We start from the raw sequence: 25940 nt of genomic DNA, 5'->3' as shown, positions 1-25940 counted from the left end.
CCTTTCTCGCAAGCCGCTGGCGACTTCCAGGCGGGTCTGCCTACCCCTGCCGCGAAGTGGCGAGAGCTTGTATGAAATGCGCGGCATTGGTAATTGTTGTCATTTGTAGCCCTTGTTAGTTTTTCTGCTGCAGCCTGCGGTGTGAGTGAGTTGCAGGCTGGTCACCATCGCTTCGCAAGAACAATAACTAACAAGGTGAACCGCATGAATGCCAAGATTTCCATCGTCAAGACGCTACTGTTTGTCGCCTCTCTGGCGGCAAGTTCCTACGCCTTTTCGGCGCCGGGCCCCTCTGCTCCTTGCTCCAACTGTACCCGTGGGCCGAACCCGACCGTGGCCTCGCTGAAGAGCTCCTCGGGTCCGTTCAGCGTCTCCAAGTTCAATGTTTCCGGTTTCCTCAAGGGTTTCGGCAACAGCACCGTGTACTACCCCACCAACACCACCGGCAAGATGGGCGCTATCGCCGTCATCCCGGGGTATCTGTCCTACGAGAGCAGCATCGAGTGGTGGGGGCCGCGCCTGGCTTCTCATGGCTTCGTGGTGATGACCATGAACACCAATACCATCTATGACCAGCCCGATAGCCGCGCCACCCAGCTGAGCAAGGCACTGGACTACCTGATCAGCCAGAGCGGTTCCTTTTCCAGCCCGATCTACAACAAGGTCGACAGCACCCGTCTGGGCGCCATCGGCTGGTCGATGGGCGGCGGTGGCTCGCTGAAGCTGGCGACCCAGCGTTCGCTGAATGCCATCATTCCGCAGGCGCCTTACTACGCGGGCTTCAACAGCTTTGACGATATCAAAACGCCTACCCTGATTCTGGCGTGCGAGTCGGATGTCGTGGCGCCGGTTGCCCTGCATGCTTCGCCGTTCTACTACGACGTGCCCAGCTCGACTCCCAAGGCGTTTCTGGAGATCAACAACGGCTCGCACTTCTGCGCCAACTCCGGTTACCCGGATCAGTCCCTGCTGGGCATGTACGGCATCTCCTGGATGAAGCGTTTCATCGACTTCGACAGCCGTTACAACCAGTTCCTCTGTGGGCCCAACCATGAGGCGGACTACAGCATTTCCGACTACCGCGAGAACTGCAATTACTGAGACCAGGCTCGTGTAATCAGGAGGGCGGATCCGGCGATCCGCCCTCTGTGCATCTGGGCTGGCGTTGCTTGTCTCGACGCATCGAGTTGCGGGTAATACTGGCGGTCGCCACCTACACTCCTTCTGGGGCTGGAGGTGCGCGGTGGTTGTCGAGGATTCCGATTATTCGATCTATCGGCGGGTGGTCTCGCAGTTGATGCAGGGGCAGGAGCAACTGCCCAGTCTGCCGAGCCTGACGCTGGATATTCGTCGCGCACTGAGCGATGGGCAGACCAGTACGGGAGCCTTGGCACGCCTGGTGAGTCGCGATCCGGCCCTCGCCGCGTTGCTGATGAAGCATGCCTCCTGTGCCCTCTATCGTCATCCGCTACCGCCCAAGACACTGCAGGATGTGATCGCTCTGCTGGGCATGGGCGAGGTGGACCGCATCACCATGGTGCACAGCATCAAGAGCCTGTTCACTCTGCACAGCCCCGCACACAAACGCCTGTTCATGGATGCCTGGGAGCGCCTGACGCTCAAGGCCGGAACCTGCGCCATGCTGACGCGGCTGTTCGGGCGCGTATCCCCGGAGCATGCGCTATTGGCCTGCCTGCTGGCCGAGGTGGGCACACTGGCGGTGCTGTCCGCTTTCAAGGACGAGGCGCAGATACCCTCCGCCGAGCTCTATTACAAACTCTGTCGCGAGTACAGCAAGTCGCTGGGCATCATCGTGCTGAAGAAGTGGGCGGTGGATGACGAATACATTCGAGTGATTCGCGCCGCCGGTAGTTGGCAGCACAACGAGGGCAATGGGCTGGACCTGATCGATCTGGTCAACCTGGCATTGTTCCATGCCATTCGCGAACGCAATGCCGAAGCCGATCTGCCCCTGCTGGTTGAGTTGGCGGCCTACCACAAGCTGGCAGCACCCCTGAACCTTGTTGGCGAAAACGGTGAGCTTGAGTGGGTGGTCAAGCATCGGGCGGACATTCATGCCATTGCCGAAACCTTGCGCTAGGGCTCTGCGCTGCTTGCTGCTGGGGCTCTGCGGCCTGGCCGCACCGCTGCTGGCGGAAGAGCGCTGGGTGGTGGCCGTGGCGGAGTTGCCGGTGCTCGCCGAGCGTGACGGCGAGGGTCTGTTGCTGGCGCAGTTGCGAGCGCTGGATCGTCAGCTGGAAGGTGTCAGCCTGGAGCTGAGGGTGTTGCCGTTCGCCCGCACCCTGCTGCTGGTGCGTCAGGGGCAGGCGGACATCCAGATTCCCTATATCGGCCTGCCGCAAGCGCCCGAGGGGCTGCGCTACGGTGCCGAGCCCCTGGGGCAGGTCAGCTTCGCGCTCTATAGCCGGCGTGGCCAGCCGTTGACCCGTGAGCAACTGCTGGACCCACGCTGGCTGCTCAGTGACTCGGCGCTGGCCGCCAGCGGTCTGAGTGGACAGCAGCAGGCGCGTCTGGCGCCTCTGCTTGGACGTAGCTGGCGCCTGGAACAGTTGCAGGCCGTGGTGGGCAAGCACGCCGAACTCGAAGCGCTGGCGTATCCCTACCGGGTGGAAACCGACCGCGCCCATACCGAGACACTCGGCTTCCCGGCACTGCCCAGCAACACGGTACGGGGTAGCCTGGAGCGCCTGATGCGCGGGCGTATTCAGGGCTATGTGCTGGCCCCGATCAATGTCGAAACCGAGATCGATCGCCTGGGCCTGCGCGATCAGCTGCAGGCGGTCGCGTTCGCGGACTATCAGGCGCGCTGGCTGGTTGCCGATAGCGACGCTGGCGCTACCGTGGCACGGCGTTTCGGTGCGGCGTTGCGGGCGCTCAAGGAGAACGGCGAGCTGGATCGTGTCGGTGAAGTCCTGCACCAGCAGATGGACTGGCAGCCCTGGCCCTGAGGCTTGGCGCTCACGGCGTGTCGAGCCCTGCGCCGAGCTGCTATGGTCTGGCCTCTGCTAGCCGAGAGCGCCCGCCATGCCCGCCCCCTGTGTTCTGATTCCCCTGCCGCGCCGCGACTACGATCCCAGCGAGGCCGCACTCAGCTGGCGCCTGCTCCGCCAGGCCGGCTACCGGGTGTGCTTCGCCACCCCGGATGGCCAGCCGGCGGAGCCGGACCCGCAGATGATCAGTGGCGAAGGCCTGGATGCCTGGGGCCTGCTGCCTGGCCTGCGCCGGCTGAAGCTGCTCGGTCTGTTGCTGCGAGCCAATGGCGAGGCGCGCGCGGCCTGTGCCGAGATGCTGCGCGATCCGGACTATCTGCAGCCGCTGCGCCACGAGCGCCTTCGGCTGGAGGACTTTGTCGGCCTGGTGCTACCGGGTGGACACTGGGCGCGTGGCATGCGCGAGTACCTGGAGAGCGAGTCGTTGCAAGCCTTCGTCGCCGCCTGGTTCACCGTTGACAAGCCGGTGGCGGCGGTCTGCCACGGCGTGCTGCTGGCGGCGCGCAGCCGGGGCGCGGATGGCCGCTCGGTGCTGCATGGGCGCAAGACCACCGGGCTGACCTGGAAGATGGAGAAGACCGCCTGGGACCTGACCCGCTTCTACGGCCGCTGGTGGGACAGCGCCTATTACCGCACCTATTGCGAGGCGCCGGGAGAGCCGGGCGGGTACATGAGTGTGCAGGGCGAGGTGGGGCGCCTGCTGGCAAGCCCCGCGGACTTCCTCGATGTGCCCAAGGACGCCCCTGACTACTGGCGCAAGACCAGTGGCCTGCACCGCGACACGCCGAGCGACAGTCGCCCGGCCTGGGTGGTGCGCGACGGCAGTTATGTATCCGGGCGCTGGCCGGGTGATATGCATGAGTTGATGCGGCGCTTTATCGAGCTGCTACCCAGGCCCTAGAAGCTGTTCGGGGGGACTTCCGAGAGGCGCCGCTCAGACGTATTCCGCCGCCGCATGCGCCGAGGCCCAGGCCCACTGGAAGTTGAAGCCGCCGAGGTGGCCGGTGACGTCCAGCACCTCACCAATGAAGTACAGGCCCGCTGACTTCTGCGATTCCATGGTCTTCGACGACACCTCGCGGCTGTCCACGCCGCCGAGGGTCACCTCGGCGGTGCGATAGCCCTCGGTGCCGGCCGGCACCAGGCTCCAGCCGGCCAGCTTGTTGGTCACTGCCTCCAGCTCCGCCACGGTGTACTGCTTGAGCGGCTTGCTGACGAACCACTGCTCGGCCAGCAGGGTGGCCATCTTCTTGGTGAACAGCTCGGCCAGCAAGGTCTTCAGCTCGCTGTTGGGGCGTTCGCGCTGCTGGGCGGCCAGCCACTCGGGCAGGTCGATATGTGGCAGCAGGTTGATCTCGATGGCGTCGCCCGGCTGCCAGTAGGAGGAGATCTGCAGGATCGCCGGCCCGCTCAGGCCGCGGTGGGTGAACAGGATATTTTCCTTGAAGCTCACACCGTTGCAACTCACCACGCAATCCTCCACCGAGGTGCCGGACAGCTCGGTGCACAGTGCCTTGAGCTGCGGCTCGGTGATGGTGAAGGGCACCAGGCCGGCGCGGGTCGGCAGCAGGCTGTGGCCGAACTGCCTGGCCACCTGGTAGCCGAAACCGGTGGCGCCGAGGGTGGGGATGGACAGGCCGCCGGTGGCAATCACCAGCGACTCGCAGGTGAATGCGCCGGCACTGGTTTGCAGGGCGTAGCCGGTATCCAGCTTGGCGATGCGTTCGACGCTGGTGTCCAGGCGCAGGTCGACGCCGTGCTCGTCGCACTCGGCCAGCAGCATGTTGAGGATGTCACTGGCCTTGCGGTCGCAGAACAGCTGGCCGAGCTTCTTCTCGTGGTAGGGCACGTCGTGTTTGACCACCAGCTCGACGAAGTCCCACTGGCTGTAGCGGGCCAGGGCCGACTTGCAGAAGTGCGGGTTGTGCGAGAGGAAGTTGCCCGGCTCGCAGTACATGTTGGTGAAGTTGCAGCGCCCGCCGCCGGACATGAGGATCTTCTTGCCCGGCTTGTTGGCGTGGTCGAGCAGCAGCACGCCGCGCCCACGCGCGGCGGCCTTGGCCGCGCACATCAGACCCGCGGCGCCGGCGCCGATGATGATGACCGGGAAGAAGGGCAAGGGATGATCCTCGAAGGTTCGCAGAAGGCGCGCATTCTAGCGGAAAGCGCTGCAGTGCCTGAGGGGTAGTCGTCGCGTCGCTCGGAGTTCAGGCGCTTTTTGTGGGAGCGACTTCAGTCGCGATGGCTCGGCGGCTCAGGTGCTGCCCAGGAGTCCCCCCTGCGCAGCGCTTTTGTAGGGAGGGCTTTTCGCGGCTGAAGCCGCTCCCACAGAAAAGCTGGCCCTGCCATCGCTCAAGCCGCCTTGCTGTCGCCCTGCTGCGGCTGCTTCTGCAGGTGCGCGACCAGCGTGCGCAGCGGCGCCAGCTGGCGGCAGATCAGGCCGAGCTGTACCTGCACCAGGCGATGGCCTTCGTCCATTTCCTCGGGCAGTTGCTCCAGCTCTTCGGCCAGGGTCTGATCCTGCTCGTCATACACCGCCACGGGCAGGCCATCGCGTAGGTTGCCGGCGATGGCTTCCAGAGTCTGGCTGATATGCGCCACGGCGCGGTCATGCAGGGCATCGCTGGCATCGTCGGCGAGACTGGCACGGTGTGCGCCGAGGGCCGAGAGGTAGCTGAGCAGTGTGTGCGACAGCACCAGAAAGCGGAAGCCGGTTTCGGCGTCCTTCCGGAAGTGCCCTGGCTCCAGCAGCATGTTGGACAGGGTGGTGGACAGCGCCGCATCGGCGTTGTGCGCGTTGCGTCGGGCCAGGCGGTAGTTGAGGTCGTCGCGGGCGCCGGATTCATACTGCTGCATGATCTGCTGCAGGTAGCGGCTGTTGCTGCTCAGGGTGCTGGCCAGCACCTGGTTGAGCTTGCGCCCCTGCCAGTCGGGCAGGATGAAGAACACCGCCAGGCCGGCGATCACCGTGCCCAGCACGGTATCCACCAGGCGCGGCCAGAGCAGGGTATAGGCGTCGCTGATCTGGTTGAAGCAGAGCACCACCACCAGGGTCATGGCGGTGGTGGCCAGGGTGTAGCGGTCGACCCGGTTGGTGAAGAACACCACTCCGGCGGCCACGGCGAACAGCGATTGCAGCAGTGGATCGGGGAACAGGCGGATCAGCGCCCAGCCGATGACCAGGCCGATCAGTGTGCCGCTGACCCGCTGCACCAGGCGCAGGCGGGTGGCACCGTAGCTGGGGCGGCAGACGAACAGGGTGGTGAGCAGAATCCAGTAGCCCTGTTGTGGGTGAATCCAGTGCAACAGGCCATAGCCGGCGAGCAGGGCGATGGACAGGCGCAGAGCGTGACGGAACACCAGGCTGGTCGGGGTGAAGTGCTGGCGCAGGCGAGCGAAAGCGTCCTTGAGGTTCTGCGGCGAGCGGTCGAGCAGGGCACTGTCCTGCTCGTCGGCCAGGGCGTCCGGGTTGCTGGCGCTGGTCAGCTTGCGCTCCAGGCTGGCGAGGTTGCCGGCCAGGGCGCCGAGCGAGCGCAGCAGGCGGCGCCAGGCCGGGTTGTTCTGCTCGCGCAGGTAGGTCATCGAGGCATCGAGTTCGGCCATGGCCTGGCTGTTGTCGTTGTAGTCGAACGGTTGGCGCAGGCGAATGGCGCGGCCCAGCGCCTGGCAGGCCTTGCCCTGCTGGCTGAGCAGGCGTCCGCAGCGGAACATCACGTCGCTGTGGAAGAAGGCCTCGGCCAGGGCGTTGTAGGGATAGTGCGAGGAGCTGGCGCGCTCGTGGATATCCTGGGCGATGAAGTACAGCTTGAGGTAGCGGTTGGTCTTCTGCCCGCTGCGCTTGCGGCTCATGCGGTTGAGGATGATGTCCTTGGCCAGGTTCAGGGCCGTCACCACCCGGCCGTTCTGCCGCGCCAGCTCCAGGCGGCGGGCCTCGATGTCGATCTTGCGCACCGGCTCGAACAGCGAGGCTTTCAGGCGCAGGTAGGTGCCCAGTTCATCGAACACTCGCGCGAGCGCCTGTTGCACCGGCTGCTGGCTGAACAGTGCCCCCCACAGCACGGCCAGCACGCCGTACCAGGCGGCGCCGGAAATCAGCAGCAAAGGCTCCTGCCAGAAGCTGCCCATGCTGCCGCCACGGTGTTCCAGGCCGATGGCGGTGTAGATCGCCAGGATCAGGGTCGCCGAGGCGACCGCCGCGTAGCGCTCGCCGATGCCGCCGAGCAGGGTCATGGCAAAGGCGCCCAGGGCCAGGCCGGCGCCGAACAGCAGGGGCGTGGGGAACAGCAGCTGCACGGCGCTGGCGGTGGCGGCGAAGCAGATCAGCGTGACGATCAGCGCCTGCAGGCGGCCGCGCCAGTGGTCGTCGCTCTCGGCCAGGGCGCTGGCGATGCAGCCGAGGAACAGCGGGATGACGAACTCGATGCGTTCCAGGTACCAGCACAGCGCCATGGCACCGGCCAGGGCGATGAATACCCGTACGCCGTAGGTGAACTTCTCGCGCGCCCATAGCTGGCGCAAGGTGTCATTCAACGATGAGGACATGGCAGCCTGATGGAAAAAGAAAAGGGGCGCCGAGAAGACGGCGACGGGCCCGCATGAGGCACCATTTTATTGACCTTTCGTTCAGAGGATAGCCCGGTGGGGCAATGGCAAGACAGCCAATGGCTGGTGGTGCAGGACGTCGTGTGGAAAGGTCGCGCTATGGCGTTCGGCACAGGACAGCTTTCGCGGCTGAAGCCGCTCCCACGAAAAGCATACGCAGCATGAAAGAAAACGGGCCCGAGGGCCCGTGTGGTTCAGCGTGCGGAGTGATCAGTCTTCGCCGTCGTCGTCGTCGCCGCCGTCGACCTTCATTCCCAGTTCCTTGATCTTGCGGGTCAGGGTGTTGCGACCCCAACCCAGCAGCACGGCGGCATCGCGGCGGCGCCCGGCGGTGTGCTTGAGGGCGGTCTCGATCATGATCCGCTCGAAGGCGGGCACTGCGCTGTCCAGCAGGCTGGATTGGCCGCGGCCGAGGGCCTGGTCGGCCCAGTGGCGCAGGGCCTGTTCCCAGTTGGCGGCCGGCGCGTGTTCCTGCGGTTGGGTCAGCAGCTCCGGCGGCAGGTCGTCGATGTGCACTTCGCGGCCGGAGGCCATCACGGTGATCCAGCGGCAGGTGTTCTCCAGCTGGCGCACGTTACCCGGCCAGGGCAGGTGCTTGAGGTAGTCCTCGGTCTCGCTCTTCAGCAGCTTGGGCTCGACGGCGAGCTCCTGAGCGGCGCGGGCGAGGAAGTGACGGGCCAGGGTGGGGATGTCCTCGCGGCGATCGGACATGCGCGGGATATGGATGCGGATGACGTTGAGACGGTGGAACAAGTCTTCGCGGAACTTGCCGGCCTGCACCAGGGATTCGAGGTTCTGGTGGGTGGCCGCGATGATGCGTACGTCGACCTTGACCGGGGTGTGGCCGCCGACACGGTAGAACTCGCCATCGGCCAGTACACGTAGCAATCGGGTTTGCGTATCGGCGGGCATGTCGCCGATTTCGTCGAGGAACAGGGTGCCGCCGTCGGCCTGCTCGAAGCGTCCGCGGCGCTGGTTGGCGGCGCCGGTGAAGGCGCCTTTCTCATGGCCGAACAGCTCGGACTCCATCAGGTCCTTGGGGATCGCCGCCATGTTCAGCGCGATGAAAGGCTCTGCCGCACGTGGGCTGTGGCGATGCAGGGCGTGAGCGACCAGCTCCTTGCCGGTGCCGGATTCGCCGTTGATCAGTACGGTGATATTGGAGTGGCTCAGGCGGCCGATGGCGCGGAACACCTCCTGCATCGCCGGCGCCTCGCCGATGATCTCCGGGGTGCGCGAGAGGGCGGCGGGGGCCTCGAGGCTCTGCTGTTCCTGGGCGTGCTGGTTGGCGCGCTTGACCAGGGAAACCGCCTCGTCGACGTCGAACGGCTTGGGCAGGTACTCGAAGGCACCGCCCTGGTAGCTGGCCACTGCGCTGTCCAGGTCGGAGTGCGCGGTCATGATGATCACCGGCAGGCGCGGGTGCAGGTCGCGAATGCGCGCCAGCAGGTCGAGGCCGCTGGCGCCGGGCATGCGAATGTCGGAGATGATCACGTCCGGCTGCTGGCGCGCCAGCTTGCTCAGCACGCCGTCGGCGCTGTCGAAACTCTGGGTGGTCATGCCTTCCTGCTGCAGGGCTTTTTCCAGAACCCAGCGGATGGAGCGGTCGTCATCGACGATCCAGACGGTTTCACTGCGACTCATGACTGTGGGGCTCCTTGTTCCAGCGGCAGGAAGATCGAGAACACGGTGTGGCCAGGGTGGCTCTCGCATTCGATCAGGCCCTGGTGCTGACTGATGATGTTCTGGGTGATGGCCAGGCCCAGACCGGTGCCGTCCGGGCGGCCGCTGACCATGGGGTAGAAGATGGTTTCCTGCATTTCCGGCGGGATGCCCGGGCCGTTGTCGATGATCTCCATCTTCACCACCAGGCGATGGCGGGTGTGGCCGATGGTGAACTGGCGCAGGGTGCGGGTGCGCAGGCTGATGCGGCCCAGGCGCAGGTCGCTCTGTGCGGATAGCGCCTGCAGGGCATTGCGCACGATATTGAGTACGGCCTGGATCATCTGCTCGCGGTCGATCAGCACATCCGGGATGCTCGGGTCGTAGTCGCGCACCAGGGTGATGCTGCCCTGGCTCTCCGCTTCGATCAGGCTGCCGACCCGCTCCAGTACCTCGTGGATGTTGGTCATGGCCAGCGACGGCAGTTTGTTCGAGCCGAGCATGCGGTCGACCAGGTTACGCAGGCGGTCGGCCTCTTCGATGATCACGTTGGTGTAGTCGCGCAGGCCTTCGTTGGGTAGTTCGCGTGCCAGCAACTGTGCCGCGCCGCGGATACCACCGAGCGGGTTCTTGATCTCGTGGGCCAGGCCGCGGACCAGCAGCTTGGTGGTTTCCTGCTTGGACAGCTGCGCCTCCTCCTTGGTGATGCGCAGCAGGCGGTCGCGCGGATGTACTTCCAGCAGCAACAGGGTTTGCCCGGCGTTGAGGATGGGAGTCACTGCGTAGTCGACGGTCAGCGTCTGGCCGCTCAGCGCGGTAAGCATGGCTTCGCGCTTGGTGAACGGGTGGGCATGCTCGACGGCCTGGCGCAGCGAGCTGAGCGCCTCTGGCGATTCGGTGAACAGTTCGCTGATGAACTGGCCGTGGCTGCGCTGGCCGCTGACCGCCAGCAACATCTCGGCGGCCGGATTCATGTACTCCAGGCACAGCTCGGCGTTGAGCAGGATGGTGGCGGTGGTCAGGTTGTCCAGCAGTAGGCGATGCAGTGCGTCGTTGATCATGGCAGGGTCCTGGCTATGGGCAGGAAAATGCAAGAAGCAAACCAAAGCCCCGAAAAGACGCGTGTTTTTCGCTACGGGTGCGGTCTGGGCTGTGTTTCGGCGCAGTCGATCAGGTGTTTGGCGAACCAAAACAGGGAGAGCATAGAAAGCGGTGCACTGATATGCACTGATATGGTGCGCTGCTCAGATGAAGGGGACGAAGGGAATGTCGCGAGGCTCTTTGGGTTTGTCCTTGATGGGGCATTCCGGGCGCACACCCCAATCCTTCTTCTTGCACGGATTCGCTGCCCGTTTTTGTGACAGCGAGATGCGCTTCATGTGGAAAGGCTGGCTGGGCGTGCGCTCGACGATGCGGCCCTGGCTGTCGATGATTTCCACCGATACCTGGTGACTGCCACGGTCGATGTTCTGCAGGGGAAATACCGGGCTGCGCCCGGCTTCGCCAAAAGGCTGGCCATCGAGAATCAGACGGTAGCTGTGCCCGCTGTGCAGGGCCGGTTCGCTGTTGGCGGTGACGATCAGGTTGCCGCTCTGATCCAGGATGGTGGCATCTGGCTCGGGGATCAGAATTCGCAGGACATCGTAGGCCGGTTCGACTCGGGCGCTCGGGTAAGGCGGTACGTTGCTGGCGGGAACCTCGGCAGGCGCCATGTTGTTGCTGGGGGCGATCTCGACGCGCTGGGCCTTGCCCGAGGGCGGCTGATCGGTAAAGACTCGATTGCCGTCGGCATCGATGTAGGTATAGACGCCGGCGTAGGCGGGCATGCCGTTAAGGCAGAGCAACAGGCAGAGCAGCAGGCGAGGCATAGATGACCTGATCGGGTTTACGGGGCGGGTTTCGGTTTCGGTCGCAGCGCCGGGCTGCTGGTATTGACCCGCTGCACGGTAAAGGTCACTGGCGCGCTCTGTTGAATCTGCTGTCCGCCGCCCAGCACTTCCACGGCAAGACTGTGCTCGCCGCGGTCGGCGTTGATTACCTGCAGGCGTGGCACGTTGCTCGGCTGACCATAGGGTTGCCCGTCCAGTAGCAGGCGCAGTGTGTGGCCAGGCATCAGGCGCGGCTCGATCTGTACGCCGACACTGAAGGTGCCGTTGTTGGCGCGCAGGGCTTCGTCGGTCGGGATGTCGGACAGCGCCAGTACCTGATAGGGCGGCCCGCTGTCCTGTGGCTGTGTGCTGGGCTCTGGGGTCACAGGCTGTTGTGCTTCCACCGTATTGGTTGGCGGCAGGTTCACGGCTTCCGTGTTCTGGCCTTCCGGTGGCTGGTTGGTGAATACCGTGTTGCCGTTGGCGTCGGTGTACTTGTAGATCTGTGCCATGGCTGGCAGGGCCAGGGTGCAGAGCAGGCAGGCAGTGAGCAGGCGCATCGGTAAGCTCCTGATTGATCTTGCGGCAAGAGTTGCATCGCAATGCCGGGTTGGCAAGCTGCGTTGCAGAGGGGCGTGGTCTGGTGCAAAGAATTGCCGGGGTGGGCGTTGAGTTGTTCCGGGCCTGCCGGAAAAGAGAGCGACAGTGCACTTTGTCATGGGCCGTCAAGAGCGGCGGCTTGGGCGCGGTACGGGCCACATTTGCGGCTAAGGCTGTGCCTGCTGGGCTTGCGCTCACACCAGAAATCGGTGCCATAAAAAAGGCCTCCCGAAGGAGGCCTTTTTAGTCACGCTACTGGCTTAGACGCTGTAGTACAGGTCGTATTCCAGCGGGTGTACGAAGGTACGAACCTTGATTTCTTCTTCGGATTTCAGGTCGATGTAGGCATCGATGAAGTCGTCGGAGAATACGCCGCCCTTGGTCAGGAACGCACGGCCCTTGTCCAGCTCTTCCAGAGCTTCCTTCAGGCTGCCGCAAACCTGCGGGATGTTGGCAGCTTCTTCCGGCGGCAGGTCGTACAGGTTCTTGTCGGCTGCATCGCCGGGGTGGATCTTGTTCTGGATACCATCCAGACCGGCCATCAGCAGTGCAGCGAAGGCCAGGTAGGGGTTGGCAGCCGGATCCGGGAAGCGCGCTTCGATGCGGCGGGCTTTCGGGCTGGAAACGTACGGGATACGGATCGAGGCGGAACGGTTGCGAGCCGAGTAGGCCAGCATGACCGGAGCTTCGAAGCCCGGCACCAGACGCTTGTAGGAGTTGGTGGACGGGTTGGTGAAGCCGTTCAGGGCCTTACCGTGCTTGATGATGCCGCCGATGAAGTACAGGGCGGTGTCGGACAGGCCGGCATAGCCTTCGCCAGCGAAGGTGTTCTTGCCATCTTTGGAGATGGACATGTGCACGTGCATACCCGAACCGTTGTCGCCGTACAGCGGCTTCGGCATGAAGGTAGCGGTCTTGCCGTAGGCGTCGGCAACGTTGTGCACGCAGTACTTCAGGGTCTGAACTTCGTCAGCCTTGTTGACCAGGGTGTTGAACTTCACACCGATCTCGTTCTGACCGGCAGTCGCCACTTCGTGGTGGTGAACTTCGACGACCAGGCCCATTTCTTCCAGGGCGTTGCACATGGCGGTGCGGATTTCGTGGTCGTGGTCGACCGGCGGAACCGGGAAGTAACCGCCTTTGACGGCCGGGCGGTGGCCCTTGTTGCCGCTTTCGATGTCGGCGTCGGTGTTCCAGGAGGCCTGCTCGGAGAAGATCTTGAACATCGAGCCGGAGATGTCGGACTTGAACTTCACTTCGTCGAATACGAAGAATTCCGGCTCCGGGCCGACGAATACGGTGTCACCGATACCGGTGGACTTCAGGTATTCCTCGGCGCGCTTGGCGATGGAGCGCGGGTCGCGATCGTAGCCCTGCATGGTGCTCGGCTCGATGATGTCGCAGACGATGATGACGGTCGGCTCTTCGGTGAACGGGTCCAGTACGGCGGTTTCGTCCACCGGCGACAGGATCATGTCGGAGGCTTCGATGCCTTTCCAGCCGTGGATGGAGGAGCCGTCGAACATCTTGCCGTGCTCGAAGAAATCTTCGTCCAGGGCGTCACGGGCCGGCATGGTCACGTGCTGCTGCTTGCCCTTGGTGTCGGTGAAGCGCAGGTCAACCCACTTCACGTCGTGTTCTTTGATCAGTTGAATCGCCTTCGACATGCTGTCCTCCAGGTGGAAAGGAGCCAGGTACTGACCTGTCTCCGAAAAATTGGTGTAAGGCCGGCCGCGATAGTCCGCCAGGCCTGACTGCCTCACAAGGGAGCAAATTGCGTGCCAGTGCCCCGGAATGGACGAAGAGGCTGCGGCTCAGGGGTGGCGGGGGTTGCGGCTTTTTTTTGAGCATATTTATGCACTATTAAGGTGCTTTAAAAATCCGGAAAGCACTTATTTGGTGCGATTAATCTTCCTTTGCTGTTTTTGATCAAAGCTTGAGCAATTTCCGCTATAATCCGCGCCCCTGTTTTTCGACCGCCTCCCAGGCGCCCGGTTTTCATGAAACTCATCGTCAAGCCTTTCGCTGAAATCACCATCAAGAGCCGGCCGGTGCGCAAGCAGTTCATCCGCCAGCTGGCGAAGAACATTCGCACGGTGCTTCGCGATCTGGACCCGGCGTTGGACGTACAGGGCGAATGGGACAACCTCGACCTGATCAGCCAGGTGAGCGATGCGAAGATTCAGGCGGAGATGTTCGAGCGTCTGCGCAACACCCCGGGCATCGCTCACTTCCTCGAAGTACACGAATATCCCTACCTCGATTTCGATGACACTTTCGAGAAGTGCCGCGAACACTTCGGTGCCCAGCTGGCGGGCAAGGTCTTCGCCGTGCGCTGCAAGCGCGCGGGCAACACCCATGATTTCTCCTCGATGGAGCTGGCCACCCATGTTGGCAGCCGTTTGCGTCGCGAGTGCGGTGCCGCCGGTATCGACCTGAAGAAGCCCGAGGTCGAGGCGCGCTTCGAGGTGCGTTACGACCGCCTGCTGATCATCCACGCCCAGCACGAAGGTCTCGGTGGCTATCCGCTGGGCTCCATCGAGCAGACGCTGGTGCTGATGAGTGGCGGCTTCGACTCCACCGTCGCCGCCTACCAGATCATGCGCCGCGGCCTGCTGACCCACTTCTGCTTCTTCAATCTCGGCGGTCGCGCTCATGAGCTGGGCGTGATGGAAGTGGCCCACTACCTGTGGCAGAAGTACGGCAGCTCGCACCGCGTGCTGTTTATCAGCGTGCCTTTTGAAGAAGTGGTCGGTGAGATCCTCTCCAAGGTCGACAACAGCCAGATGGGCGTGGTGCTCAAGCGCATGATGCTGCGTGCTTCCAGCCGCATCGCCGAGGAGCTGAACATCGATGCGCTGGTCACCGGCGAGGCGATCAGCCAGGTCTCCAGCCAGACCCTGCCCAATCTCTCGGTGATCGACTCGGTCACCGACACCCTGGTGTTGCGCCCGCTGATCGCCGCGCACAAACAGGACATCATCGACACCGCCACGGCCATCGGCACCGCCGAATTTGCCAAGAACATGCCCGAGTACTGCGGTGTGATCTCGGTCAACCCGACCACCCGCGCCAAGCGCGGCCGCATCGAGCACGAAGAAAGCCTGTTCGACATGGCCGTGCTCGAGCGTGCCCTGGAACGCGCCACGCGCGTGACCGTGGACAAGGTGATCGACGAGCTGGGTGAAGACCTGCAGGTCGAGGAAGTGGCCGAGGCCCTGGCCGGGCAGATCGTCATCGATATCCGTCATCCGGATGCCGCCGAGGACGAGCCGCTCGAACTGCCGGGTATCGAGGTGCAGCCCCTGCCGTTCTATGCCCTCAACAATCGCTTCAAGGAACTGGATGAGACCCGCCAGTACCTGCTGTATTGCGACAAGGGCGTGATGAGCCGCCTGCATGCCCACCATCTACTCTCCGAGGGGCATGCCAATGTGCGCGTCTACCGTCCGCGCTAGGACCACCCGGCTGCTGGCCGAAGTGCGCCGCAGGCGCCCTCCGGATCGGGTCGTGGCTTAACCCCGTATTCATCAAGGCGGAGTAGACTGCGCCGCCAACGCTTTCAGAATCATCAATCGAGACGACATCGTGATCGAAAATCTGCGCAACATCGCCATCATCGCCCACGTCGACCATGGCAAAACCACCCTCGTCGACAAACTCCTGCGCCTGTCCGGCACCCTCGACCGCAAAGAAGCGGAAAACGAGCGCGTGATGGACTCCAACGACCAGGAAAAAGAGCGTGGCATCACCATCCTGGCCAAGAACACCGCACTGAAGTGGGGCGACTACAGCATCAACATCGTCGACACCCCCGGACACGCCGACTTCGGCGGTGAAGTGGAGCGCGTGATGTCGATGGTCGACTCCGTGCTGCTGGTGGTCGACGCCCAGGACGGCCCGATGCCGCAGACCCGTTTCGTGACCCAGAAGGCGTTCAAGGCCGGTCTGCGTCCGATCGTGGTGGTGAACAAGATCGACCGTCCGGGCGCGCGCCCTGACTGGGTCATCGACCAGATCTTCGACCTGTTCGACAACCTCGGTGCCACCGACGAGCAGCTCGACTTCCCGATCGTCTACGCCAGTGCCCTGAACGGCATCGCCGGCCTGGACCACGAGAACATGGACGACAACATGGATGCCCTGTTCCAGGCCATCATCGACCATGTACCGGCGCCGAAAGTCGACGTCGACGGTCCGTTCCAGATGCAGATCTCCCAGCTGGACTACAACAGCTTCCTCGGCGTGATCGGCATCGGCCGCATCGCCCGTGGCCGCATCAAGGCCAACACCCCGGTCGTGGCCATCAGCGACGACGGCACCAAGCGCAACGGTCGTATCCTCAAGATCATGGGCCACTCCGGCCTGCAGCGCGTGGAAGTGTCCGAGGCCGAAGCCGGCGACATCGTCTGCGTATCGGGCATGGACGAGCTGTTCATCTCCGACACCCTGTGCGACCCGCAGAACGTCGAGGCGCGCCCACCGCTGACCGTCGATCAGCCGACCGTGAGCATGACCTTCCAGGTCAACGACTCGCCGTTCGCCGGTAAAGAAGGCAAGTTCGTCACCAGCCGCAACATCAAGGACCGTCTGGACAAGGAGCTGCTGCACAACGTAGCGCTGCGCGTCGAAGCCGGCGACTCCGCCGAGAAGTTCAAGGTTTCCGGTCGTGGTGAGCTGCACCTGTCGGTTCTGATCGAAACCATGCGCCGCGAAGGCTTCGAGATGGCCGTGGGCCGTCCGGAAGTGGTGATCATCGAGAAGGACGGCGAGAAGCAGGAGCCTTACGAGAACGTCACCATCGACATCGAAGAGCAGCATCAGGGCTCGGTGATGGAACAGATGGGCCTGCGCAAGGGCGATCTGACCAACATGATCCCCGACGGCAAGGGCCGTGTACGCCTGGAGTACACCATTCCGGCGCGTGGCCTGATCGGCTTCCGTAACAACTTCCTGACCCTGACCTCGGGCAGCGGCATCCTGACCTCGACCTTCAGCCACTACGGCCCGGTCAAGGCCGGCGAAGTGACCAACCGCCAGAACGGCGTACTGGTCTCCATGGCCACCGGCACCGCGCTGACCTACTCGCTGGAAACCCTGCAGAGCCGCGGCAAGCTGTTCCTGGCTCCGGGCGACGAGATCTACGAAGGCCAGCTGGCCGGCATCAACAGCCGCGACAACGACCTGGTGATCAACCCGACCAAGGGCAAGAAGCTCGACAACATGCGCGCTTCCGGCAAGGACGAGGTCATCGCCCTGGTGCCGCCGATCAAGTTCACCCTCGAGCAGGCGCTGGAATTCATCGCCGAAGACGAGCTGGTGGAAGTGACGCCGAAGTCGATTCGCCTGCGCAAGAAGCTGCTCAACGAGAACGACCGCAAGCGGTACGAGCGCAGCAAGGTCTAAGCCTCGCGCAGTGAATGAAAAGCCCCCGGTGGAGTGATCCCCGGGGGCTTTTTCGTCAGGTTCGCAACAGGCCGGGGTGGGCAGTGGGGCGGTGCTGGCCGAGCCAGACGCTGCCCAGCACCAGGCCCATACCCACCAGCTGTAGCGGGCTCAGGCTCTGTTGCAACAGCACCCAGCCGAGCAGCGCGGCGCTGAGCGGGCTGAGGAAGCCCAGCGAAGAGACGGTTGCCGGCTCCAGCCGGGCGATGCCGCGGAACCACAGCAGGTAGGTGAAGGCGGCGCCGATCAGGCTCAGGTAGGCGATGCCGGCCAGGTTGGGCAACGACAGGCTCGGCGGCACCGGCTCCAGCAGCATAACCAGGGGGATCAACAGCACGCCTCCGGCCACCAGCTGCCAGGCGGTGAAGGTCAGCGTGGAGGTCGGCGGTTGCCAGCGCCGACTGAGCACGGTGCCCAGCGCCATGGACAGGGCGCCGCCAAGGCCGGCGGCGACGCCGAGTGGGTCGAGTGTCGCTTGCGGCGTGAGCACCAGCAGGGCGACGCCGAAGATGCCGCCCAGGGCGCCAACGATGGCCAGGGCGCGGATCGGGGTGCCCAGACTCAGGCGCGCCAGGAGGATCACCAGCAGCGGCTGCAGTGCGCCCAGGGTGGCGGCGACGCCCCCCGGCAGGCGGTAGGCGGCGACGAACAGCAGGCTCCAGAACAGCGAGAAATTGAGGGCGCCGAGCAGGAACACGCGCCCCCACCAATGGCCTTGGGGCAACTGGCGAACCAGCAGAAGCAGAAGCAGGCCCGCCGGCAGTGCGCGCAACAGGGCCATGGTCAGCGGGTAGTCGGGCGGCAGCAGCAGCGTGGTGACCACATAGGTGCTGCCCCAGATGGTCGGGGCCAGGGCAGTGAGGAGCAGGTCGGTATGTCGGCTCATGGCGGTGCCTCAGGCGAGTTCGAGGATCTGTTCCAGTGGCCGGCGCGGTTTCTGCGGCCAGTTGCCGGCGCGCGCGCGGCCCATGGCGACCAGCATGACCGGAATCTCGTCGGCGCCGAGGCCGAAGCTGCTGGCGACAGCCTCGGTGTCGAAGCCGGTCATCGGGCAGGCGCCCAGGCCCAGGGCCTGGCCGGCCTGCATCAGCGTGGCGGCTGCCAGAGTGGCACTGCGCACGGCTTCGTCACGACGGGCCAGCGGCGAGTCGCTGTACAGCTGCTCGGCCGCCTGTTGCCAGGTGTGGGGCATGGCGGCGGGCATGAAGCCGGCGTTCACCGAGGATTGCAGGCGGGCCGGCAACTGTGCGGTGTCGGGCAGCACGCCACAGAGGATGAAGGTCACGGCCGCCTCGCTGACCTTGGGCTGATCCCAGGCCAGTTGGCGCAGGCGCTGCTTGCCGCTCTCGCTGCGCACGGCAATGAAGCGCCAGTTCTGCAGGTTGAAGGCGCTGGGCGCGCGGCTGGCCCAGCCGATCAGCTCGCGGATGTCGGCGTCATCCAGTCGTGCTTCGGCGTCGAAGTGGTTGAGGGAGCTGCGTTGGGCGATGGCTTCGAGTAGCGGATGCATGGGGGATTCCTGTCGATGTAGGTTGCTGACAGGTTAATTCGTCACCGATGAATAGATAATTGGCGTTAGGATGCATGGTCTATTTACTCCGAGTGACTAATGCATGGATCGCTTTACCGCCCTCAATGTTTTCCGCCAGGTGGTCGAACTCGACAGTTTCGCCGCCGCCGCCCGGCATCTGGGCCTGTCACCGGCCGCCGTGAGCAAGAACATCAACGAGCTGGAGGCTCATCTGGCGGCGCGCCTGCTCAACCGCACCACGCGGCGCTTGAGCCTGACCGAGGCCGGTAGTCGCTACTACGAACAGATCGTGCGGGTGCTTGATGACTTGCAGGATGCCGACAGTTCTCTGGGGCCATTGCAGGAGCAGCCCAGTGGCACGCTGCGGGTCAGTGCGCCGATGTCGTTCACCCTGGTTCGCCTGGCCGAACTGGTGCCGCGTTTTCTGGAGCGCTATCCGGAGTTGTCCCTGGACTTGCAGCTGGACGACCGCCGCGTCGATCTGGTCAAGGAGGGCTTCGATCTGGCGCTGCGTGGCAGCGATCGCCTGGAGGACTCCAGTCTGGTCGCGCGCCACCTGATGACCTTCGATCATGTGCTGTGTGGCGCTCCCGCGTACTTCCAGCGCAATGGCGTGCCCGCCGATCCGGAGGAGTTGCGCCGGCATGAGTGCGTGAGCTTCACCTTGTCCGGGCATGCCGCGGAATGGAGCTTCCAGCGCGGCGGCGAGACGCGCCGGGTGCCGGTGCGTGGGCGCTACCGGGTCAACTCCAGCCTGGCGCTATGTGCTGCGTTGCGGGGTGGGCATGGCATCAGCCTGGTGCCGGAGCTGTATGTGCGCGAAGACCTGGCCCGGGGTACGCTGCAGGCGGTGCTGGGCGACTGGCAGATGGTGCAGACCCAGATCTATGCCATCTACCCTTCGCGCCGACATCTGCAGGCCAAGGTGCGCGCCTTCGTGGACTTCCTGTTGCAGGAATTGGGGGGCGATTGCGTCGGCTAGGCCCCGTGGTGCGGAGCCTGCCGGGCTTGCCCTAGAGCCGGGTGGGGCAGCGTACGCCGACCGCGGCGAACGCGGCGACCACATCGGCGCTGCTGTAGCTGCGGTTTCGCGCCGACTGGGCCACGCCACAGGCGCCCCGATCGAAGTCGCTGGTTTCGGTCCAGTAGAAGCGGTTGGCGTCGACGAACACTTCAAAGGCCTTGCGCGTGTTCCAGCCGACCGAATTGGCCAGCAGGTAGAACGCGCGGTTGTACACGCCACTGGAGAGGTGCACGTCGATGCCGTCGTGGTACTGGCTGGCGTGTTCGATCGAGGCGCCGTCGCGGCTGGGGCTGTCCATGTAGCGCAGGGCCGCGTCGCCCTTGAAGATATCGGCGCCGACCTGCCAGTCGTTGCGGCCTTTCATGTAGAACTCGGCAGCCTCTCCGGCCATGTCCGAGAAGGCTTCGTTGATGCCGCCGGATTGCCCGTCGTAGACCAGGCCCGAGTTGAGCTCGGTGAAGCCATGGCTGACCTCGTGGGCCGAGACGTCCAGTGATACCAGCGGAAAGAAACGGTTGCGGCCATCGCCAAAGGTCATGGCCTGACCGTCCCAGAAGGCATTCTCGTAACCGTTGCCATAGTGCACTTTCATGTACAGCTTGCGCTCGTTGAGGGGGCGCAGGCCGCCGAACCAGTTGCCGTACATCTGGAACACCACGTTGCCGAAGTAATGCGCGTCGTTCAGTGGCGAGAAGGCACCATTGACCTGCTTGTAGTCGTTGTATGGGCAGGCGAAGCGGAAGGGCACTGTGCTGCTGTTGTCGTAGCGGTTGGCGAGGTCGACGGTGATCACGTCGCCGCTGTTCATCTGGCAGCGGCTGTTGACGCTCAGCGGGCCATATTGCGTGCCATAGAAGTACTGGCCGGTCTTGCTGTTGCCCCCCGGGCCTGTGGCATTGGCGTGGGCCAGCCCCTCCCAGCGCTGCAACAGTTCACCCGTGTTGGCCTCGATCATGAAGTGTGGGCGCGAAGGTGTGGGCCCGGCGATGAAGAAGGACACCACATAGGCCAGCTGGGTCTGCCCCTGCTCGTTCATCCGCACCACCAGCTCGGCCTGTTCATTACCCAGAGGCTCGGCGCTGTCCGCCAGGTGGCGGGCCTGCTGCAGGGCCTGGTCGGCGCTGAGGTTAGGGGTGACGTCGCGCGCCAGGTCCTGTTCGATGCCGACCAGCATGCGTCCGCTGCGATTGGCGCGCACGCCCTGGGTCTCGGTGATGGCCTCGCCCCATACGCGTACGCCCTTGTAGTACTGCTGGTAGCGAGTCACGCGGGCACCGCCGGGCAGGCGGGCGCTGGTGTCGGCGTCGAGCTCATCCCGGCTCAGGCCGAGTTCGGTGTGAATGTCGCTGGCAGCGATGCCCGAACGGGCGCTCGGCAGGCTGGCGACATCGACCAGTTGCGCCGCGAAGCTGCTGAGCGGGGTGGCCAGGGCGGCCAGGAACAGGGGGTGCTGGATCAACTTCCTATGCATGGTTTTCTCCTTGGGGGCGGAGCGGTACTCCGCAGGGTTGGGTTCCGGCCGCCTTGTGGGCGGCGCGGAGGGCTCATCGCCGCCGGAAAGCGGGTAGCCATGCCATTGGCGATGAAAAAGGGAAAGCCGGCGGGCGCACAGCCGCCTGTGGCTGCCGCGCGCGGGTGGGGCTAGGCGAAGCGCAACGTGACGCGGCGGTTGTGGCGGCTCTTCTTCTCGATCTTGTCGCAGATCACCGCTCCCACTTCGCGGGTGTTGCCCACGTGCGTGCCGCCACAGGGCTGCATGTCCACGCCGGGGATGTCGATCACCCGTACCAGACCCTGGGTGATCGGCGCGGGTATGCGGGTGCGGCAGAGGTCAAGCATGCGGCTGTATTCGCTGACCGGCAGTTCGTGGGTGCGAACGTCCAGCTCCGCGTCGACCAGCTCCTTCAGGCTCCGCGTGATGTGTTCCTTGTCGAGGGTCGACTCCGGCAGGTCGAAGTCCAGGCGGCCCTTGTCGATGCCGATGCTGCAGCCGGTTACCGGCGCGTCGATGATCGAGCACAGCAGGTGCAGGCAAGTGTGCATGCGCATGTGTTGATAGCGGCGCTGCCAGTCCAGGCAGCCCTGCAGTTCGATGCCGGCCTGCAGGGCCGGCGGGGTTTCTTCCAGCTGGTGCCAGATGATCGAGCGCAGCAGCGGGTCGCGCTGGGTGTCGAGTACGGCGACGGCCGAGCCGTCCGGCAGCAGGAGGTGCCCCTGGTCGCCGGGCTGGCCGCCGCCGTTGGGGTAGAACAGGGTTTGCTCCAGCGCCACGCCCTGTTCACTGACCGCCACCACGCGGGTGGTGAACGTGTGCTGGTAGGGGGCTTCATCGAACAGGGCATGGGTTTGCAGGGTCAACGCCGACATGGGTCAGCCTCCTATGCTGAGCAGGTGAGGTTTCAGCACTGCGCGGACCAGGCTGCTCAGGCCGGGTGGGTCCAGCAGGGTCATGTTCAGCGTCGTGTCGGCGACGCTCAGGTGCAGGGGGTAGAGTGGCGCAGGGCTCACGGCGTCGAGGTTGCGCAGGCGATATTGGCGGTGGTGGCGTTCGCGCACTGTGCACTCCAGGCTGAGGTTGCCGAGACGCTGATGCTCGGCGTCGAGCACGCACAGCTCGTCCGCCTCCGGCAGTTCACCCACCAGATGCAGGCGCTCACCGAGAGCGAAGGCCGCGAGAAAGCCGCGACTGCAGGCAGAGCTGCTGCGTTGCATCTGCAGTTGATTGACGACGCTGACGCGCGTGTTGGCCGGTACGTCGCGGGTGATGACGCAGGCCGGGCTGATGAAGACGTTGTCGCCGATCTGCACCGCGCCGAGAATGCGCGCGCCGGCACCGACTTCGACGCCATTGCCCAGCTGCGGGTGGCGTTTGCCCCCGGGATTGTCGGCAATGCCGGCGGCGCCAAGCGTGACACCGCTGAGCAGGTAGCAGTCGTCGCCGATCCGGCAGGTTTCGCCGATCACCGTGCCGAAGCCGTGATCCAGCACGAAGCGCTTGCCGATGCTCGCCGCCGGATGGATCTCGACGCCCGACTGCAGCTTGCCGGCGTTGGCCAGGCGGTGGGCAATGAATTCACGGTCGGTCAGCCCGCCGCACAGCCAGACCTGATGCGCCACACGGTGGAACAGCACGGCCTTGAACGAGGCGTAGGTGCTGAAGATCAGTTCGCTGCGCCCGCAGGACGCGGGGTCGCGTTCGGCATAGGCTTGCAGATCCTCGGTGATCTGTTCGACGGCGCAGTCCATGATGCCGTCCAGGTGCGGTAGCAGATGGCCCATGGCTTCGGGGCTGAGGGTGTGCACCAGATGGTCCAGCAAGCCATCGTAGAGTCGCAGCCGGTCGAGATATCCACGCATCCTGTCGTTCTCCACGGGGCTCAGGCGAAATGCGCCAGGTAGCTGTCGACGCTGTCGTAGACCAGCGTCAGCAGGCGTGTGCCTGGTCGCAGCTCGCCCGCCAGCTGAGTAATGGCCACCAGGTTGGCGGCCGAGGACAGGCCAAGGCTGACGCCGTCGCTGCGCATGGTCTGGCGCACCCGTTCCAGGCAGGCCTGCTTGCTGACCTTGAGCATGCCGTCGAGTACGTCGAGGTTGAGGATCGCCGGCACCAGGCCGATGGATAGACCCTGTATCTCGTGTGGTGCGTGGCGATTGCCGAGCAGGTCGCATTGCTCCGGTTCCACGCCGTATACGCGCAGTGCCGGCCAGTGCGCCTTGAGCGTTTCGCCGAGGCCGGTGACATGGCCACCGGTGCCGATGCCGGCCACCAGGCAGTCGAGCGGATGGTCGGCGAAGTCGCGGAGGATTTCCTGGGCGGTGTTGCGCCGGTGGACCTCCGGGTTGGCCGGGTTGCGTTGCTGGTTGAGCATCACGTAGCCGGGGTTTTCCAGTTGCAGCTCCATGGCCAGCTCGCCATGCGAGTTGTTGCCGCGCCGGCTATCGGACAGCACCACTTCGGCACCGTACAGACGCAGCAGCTTCTGCTTCTCCGGGCTGTAGTTGTCGGGAATCACCAGGACTACGCGATAGCCGAGGATGTTGCCGGCGATGGCCAGGCCGATACCGGTATTGCCGCCGCTGGGCTCGATGATGGTCTGGCCGCTGCCGGGCACCAGGATGCCCCTGGCTTCGGCGTCGCGCACCATGGCCAGGGCGATGCGCGCCTTGTGGCTGCCACCCGGGTTGAGTGATTCGAGCTTGGCGTAGACCTCCAGCCCGGTTTCGGCGCTGAAGGCGGCCAGACGTACCACCGGGGTGTTGCCGATGGCATTTAGCAGGGAGTCGTGAATCATCCTGGGCCTCAGTACAGCGGCATGTCGGGGTCGATGGCGCGAGCCCAGGCCTTGAGGCCGCCCTGCAATACCTGCAGTTGAGCGAAGCCCGCGTCCAGCAGGACCCGGGCGGCACGTTCGGCGCGCGGTCCGCCGTAACAGATCAGGCACAGCGGACGGGTCGGGTCCAGCTCGGCCAGGCGTGCGTCGAGCTCACCCAGTGGCAGGTTCACCGACCCGGCCAGACGGCAGACTTCCAGTTCGTTGGGTTCGCGCACATCGAGCAGCTGCAGTTCCTTGCCCAGAGCGAGATCGTGCTGCAGTTCGAGGGGGGTTATGTAGAGGCTTGCCGCCAGCGCATCGGCGGCTGGCGAAGCGCTGGAGCACTGTGTCGCGGCGATGGCTTGCAGCGCACGGTCGCTGCGCGAGGGCGAGCAGGTGGGGCAATTGGGGCGGCGCTGGAAGCGGATCTCGGAGAAACGCATCGCCAGGGCGTCGAAGCGCAGGAGCCGGCCGACCAGGGGCTCGCCGATGCCGAGTATCAATTTGATCGCCTCGGTGGCCTGGATCATCCCGACCACCCCCGGCAGTACGCCGATCACCCCGCCTGCGTTGCAGTTGGGCGCCAGCTCCATGGGCGGGCTCTGCGGATAGAGGCAGCGGTAGCAGGGGCCGTCCAGATGGTTGAACAGACTCATCTGCCCGTCGAAACGGTGCAGGGCGCCATAGACCAGCGGGCGCTTGAGCAGCACGCAGGCATCGTTGAGCAGGTAGCGGCTGGCGAAATTGTCGGTGCCATCGACCACCAGGTCATAGGCCTCCACCAGTTGCAGGGCATTGTCCGGGGTCAGCGCGCAGTCGTGGGCGTCGATGTGGATATCCGGGTTGAGGTCCTGCAGACGGCGCCGCGCCGACTCCACCTTGGCTTGGCCGAGGGTGGACGTGCCATGCACCACCTGACGCTGCAGGTTGCTGCTCTCGACCCGGTCGAAGTCCACCAGGCCCAGGGTGCCGACGCCGGCGGCGGCCAGATAGAGGCTTGCCGGTGAACCCAGGCCACCGGTGCCGATGATCAGTACACGGGCTTTCTTCAGGCGCAGTTGGCCCTGGCGCCCGACATCGGGCAGGGTGATATGACGTACATAGCGACGCACTTCGTCATTGCTCAGTTCGTCGCAGTCCAGGCCGCCCGATGTGGCCAGCAGGATGTCCAGCTCGGCATTGGCCGGTAGCGGACTTTCGGCCTCGACCAGCTCGCCGCCGGCGGTGAGCAGGAAGTGTTCCTTGAACTGGTCGTTGGCGTAGAACAGGTGCTCGCGCAGCCCCGCATAGCGGGCGCAGACGTCTTCCACCAGCTCCCGAACCGTGTCCCCAGAGCCCTCGAGTCGCGTGGCGGGCAGCCTGGCGACGCGGCTCAACACTTCCGGGACTATCACCACTCTCATAACCAAACTCCTTTTAGCGGTAGGCCATTACAGGGCGCCGGGAAACTCCCGGCTGCAGACGAATCCTTCTCCACTCCATTCGAACAGCTTCGCGCCCATTGCCGTCCCGGCACGCACGTCCACCACCAGGTAGGCCACGGGGTGAATGGGCTGGCCCATGAACAGGGCCTTGTCCTCGTCCTCGCGGCTGAAGTACGCGCCGACATCCGGGTGCGAGTGGTAGATCACCTGCACCGGGTTGTCGCTGCGCAGGCTGCGATTGAGCAGCAGCGTGTCGGCCACCGCGAAGGTGTAACCATTGGCGGCGCTGCGCCGGTAGACCTCGGGCTCGCGCTGATGGAGCTGGTTCTGGATGTTCTCGCCGCAATGCACGCGGGCGTCGGCGAAGACGAAGCCGCAGCATTCCTCGGGGTAGGCCTGCGCCGCATGGCGGTAAATGATCTGCAGGGTCTGCTGGTCGAGGATGTCTGTGTCGCTCATG

General features: G+C 64.6%; 20 protein-coding genes and 1 pseudogene. 7 read left to right on the top strand and 14 right to left on the bottom strand.

Annotation, left to right across the window (positions count from 1 at the left end):
* The first annotated feature begins 204 nt into the window (after window positions 1–204).
* The 4 genes from AYB31_RS00785 (at window position 205) to AYB31_RS00770 (ending at window position 3912) form a co-directional block, all read left to right on the top strand.
* On the top strand, window positions 205–1101 hold the full coding sequence (locus AYB31_RS00785) for an alpha/beta hydrolase family protein (protein WP_068824795.1): 897 nt from the start codon (window positions 205–207) through the stop codon (window positions 1099–1101).
* 142 nt (window positions 1102–1243) lie between these two features.
* The gene (locus tag AYB31_RS00780) at window positions 1244–2101 is read left to right on the top strand and encodes an HDOD domain-containing protein (RefSeq protein ID WP_068824793.1); all 858 of its coding nucleotides are present in this window, start codon (window positions 1244–1246) and stop codon (window positions 2099–2101) included.
* 13 nt (window positions 2102–2114) lie between these two features.
* Window positions 2115–2969 carry a hypothetical protein gene (locus AYB31_RS00775; RefSeq protein WP_068824791.1) on the top strand — a complete coding sequence of 285 codons (855 nt, stop codon included), beginning with the start codon at window positions 2115–2117 and terminating at the stop codon, window positions 2967–2969.
* A gap of 76 nt (window positions 2970–3045) precedes the next feature.
* Window positions 3046–3912, top strand: coding sequence for a type 1 glutamine amidotransferase domain-containing protein (locus AYB31_RS00770; protein ID WP_068824789.1), 867 nt, complete (start codon window positions 3046–3048; stop codon window positions 3910–3912).
* Between the two features lie 33 nt (window positions 3913–3945).
* Here the strand turns inward: AYB31_RS00770 and AYB31_RS00765 are convergent, their stop codons facing one another.
* From AYB31_RS00765 to glnA, 7 genes are all read right to left on the bottom strand, one after another.
* On the bottom strand, window positions 3946–5130 hold the full coding sequence (locus tag AYB31_RS00765; protein WP_269085678.1) for an NAD(P)/FAD-dependent oxidoreductase: 1185 nt from the start codon (window positions 5128–5130) through the stop codon (window positions 3946–3948).
* 233 nt (window positions 5131–5363) lie between these two features.
* The gene (gene yccS, locus AYB31_RS00760) at window positions 5364–7553 is read right to left on the bottom strand and encodes a YccS family putative transporter (RefSeq protein ID WP_068824785.1); all 2190 of its coding nucleotides are present in this window, start codon (window positions 7551–7553) and stop codon (window positions 5364–5366) included.
* Between the two features lie 270 nt (window positions 7554–7823).
* Complete coding sequence (gene ntrC, locus AYB31_RS00755; protein ID WP_068824783.1) at window positions 7824–9257, bottom strand: nitrogen regulation protein NR(I); 1434 nt, start codon at window positions 9255–9257, stop codon at window positions 7824–7826.
* Window positions 9254–10336 carry a nitrogen regulation protein NR(II) gene (glnL, locus tag AYB31_RS00750; protein WP_068824782.1) on the bottom strand — a complete coding sequence of 361 codons (1083 nt, stop codon included), beginning with the start codon at window positions 10334–10336 and terminating at the stop codon, window positions 9254–9256. Before glnL ends, ntrC begins: the two co-directional genes overlap by 4 nt.
* A gap of 183 nt (window positions 10337–10519) precedes the next feature.
* A complete protein-coding gene (locus AYB31_RS00745) occupies window positions 10520–11143 on the bottom strand; it encodes a DUF4124 domain-containing protein (RefSeq protein WP_068824780.1) in 624 nt (207 codons plus the stop codon).
* 17 nt (window positions 11144–11160) lie between these two features.
* Entirely contained in the window at window positions 11161–11703 is a 543-nt protein-coding gene (locus AYB31_RS00740) for a DUF4124 domain-containing protein (protein ID WP_068824778.1), read from the bottom strand.
* Between the two features lie 300 nt (window positions 11704–12003).
* The gene (gene glnA / locus AYB31_RS00735) at window positions 12004–13410 is read right to left on the bottom strand and encodes a glutamate--ammonia ligase (protein ID WP_068824776.1); all 1407 of its coding nucleotides are present in this window, start codon (window positions 13408–13410) and stop codon (window positions 12004–12006) included.
* A 333-nt stretch (window positions 13411–13743) separates the two neighbouring features.
* On the opposite strand from glnA, the gene thiI reads away from it, so the two are divergent.
* Window positions 13744–15201, top strand: a complete 1458-nt coding sequence (thiI, locus tag AYB31_RS00730; protein ID WP_068824774.1) for a tRNA uracil 4-sulfurtransferase ThiI — start codon at window positions 13744–13746, stop codon at window positions 15199–15201.
* A gap of 130 nt (window positions 15202–15331) precedes the next feature.
* Window positions 15332–17149, top strand: a complete 1818-nt coding sequence (typA, locus tag AYB31_RS00725; RefSeq protein ID WP_068824772.1) for a translational GTPase TypA — start codon at window positions 15332–15334, stop codon at window positions 17147–17149.
* A gap of 55 nt (window positions 17150–17204) precedes the next feature.
* On the opposite strand, the gene AYB31_RS00720 is transcribed toward typA, so the two are convergent.
* Window positions 17205–18074 carry an EamA family transporter gene (locus tag AYB31_RS00720; RefSeq protein WP_068824770.1) on the bottom strand — a complete coding sequence of 290 codons (870 nt, stop codon included), beginning with the start codon at window positions 18072–18074 and terminating at the stop codon, window positions 17205–17207.
* Window positions 18075–18083: 9 nt separating this feature from the next.
* Window positions 18084–18698 carry a nitroreductase family protein gene (locus tag AYB31_RS00715; protein WP_068824768.1) on the bottom strand — a complete coding sequence of 205 codons (615 nt, stop codon included), beginning with the start codon at window positions 18696–18698 and terminating at the stop codon, window positions 18084–18086.
* 103 nt (window positions 18699–18801) lie between these two features.
* Here AYB31_RS00715 and AYB31_RS00710 point away from each other — a divergent pair, with 103 nt between their 5' ends.
* Window positions 18802–19701, top strand: a complete 900-nt coding sequence (locus AYB31_RS00710) for a LysR family transcriptional regulator (protein WP_068824766.1) — start codon at window positions 18802–18804, stop codon at window positions 19699–19701.
* 31 nt (window positions 19702–19732) lie between these two features.
* On the opposite strand, the gene AYB31_RS00705 is transcribed toward AYB31_RS00710, so the two are convergent.
* The 5 genes and pseudogenes from AYB31_RS00705 to moeB all read right to left on the bottom strand — a co-directional run bounded on the left by AYB31_RS00705 (window position 19733) and on the right by moeB (window position 25939).
* Window positions 19733–21214 (bottom strand): M4 family metallopeptidase, encoded by a 1482-nt coding sequence (locus AYB31_RS00705; RefSeq protein ID WP_068824764.1) that lies wholly within the window; start codon window positions 21212–21214, stop codon window positions 19733–19735.
* Window positions 21215–21384: 170 nt separating this feature from the next.
* Window positions 21385–22110, bottom strand: coding sequence for an alanyl-tRNA editing protein (locus AYB31_RS00700; protein WP_068824762.1), 726 nt, complete (start codon window positions 22108–22110; stop codon window positions 21385–21387).
* 3 nt (window positions 22111–22113) lie between these two features.
* Complete coding sequence (locus tag AYB31_RS00695; RefSeq protein WP_068824760.1) at window positions 22114–23100, bottom strand: serine O-acetyltransferase; 987 nt, start codon at window positions 23098–23100, stop codon at window positions 22114–22116.
* 20 nt (window positions 23101–23120) lie between these two features.
* The gene (locus AYB31_RS00690) at window positions 23121–24035 is read right to left on the bottom strand and encodes a PLP-dependent cysteine synthase family protein (protein ID WP_068824758.1); all 915 of its coding nucleotides are present in this window, start codon (window positions 24033–24035) and stop codon (window positions 23121–23123) included.
* 8 nt (window positions 24036–24043) lie between these two features.
* Window positions 24044–25939: pseudogene (gene moeB, locus AYB31_RS00685) on the bottom strand (molybdopterin-synthase adenylyltransferase MoeB).
* Between the last annotated feature and the right edge of the window lies 1 nt (window position 25940).

The organism is Pseudomonas sp. BMS12, from assembly GCF_001592875.1.
In the GTDB taxonomy this organism is placed as follows: domain Bacteria; phylum Pseudomonadota; class Gammaproteobacteria; order Pseudomonadales; family Pseudomonadaceae; genus Aquipseudomonas.
The sequence above is the reverse complement of the archived record's forward strand: the minus strand, read 5'-3'. Positions and strand labels throughout refer to the sequence as shown.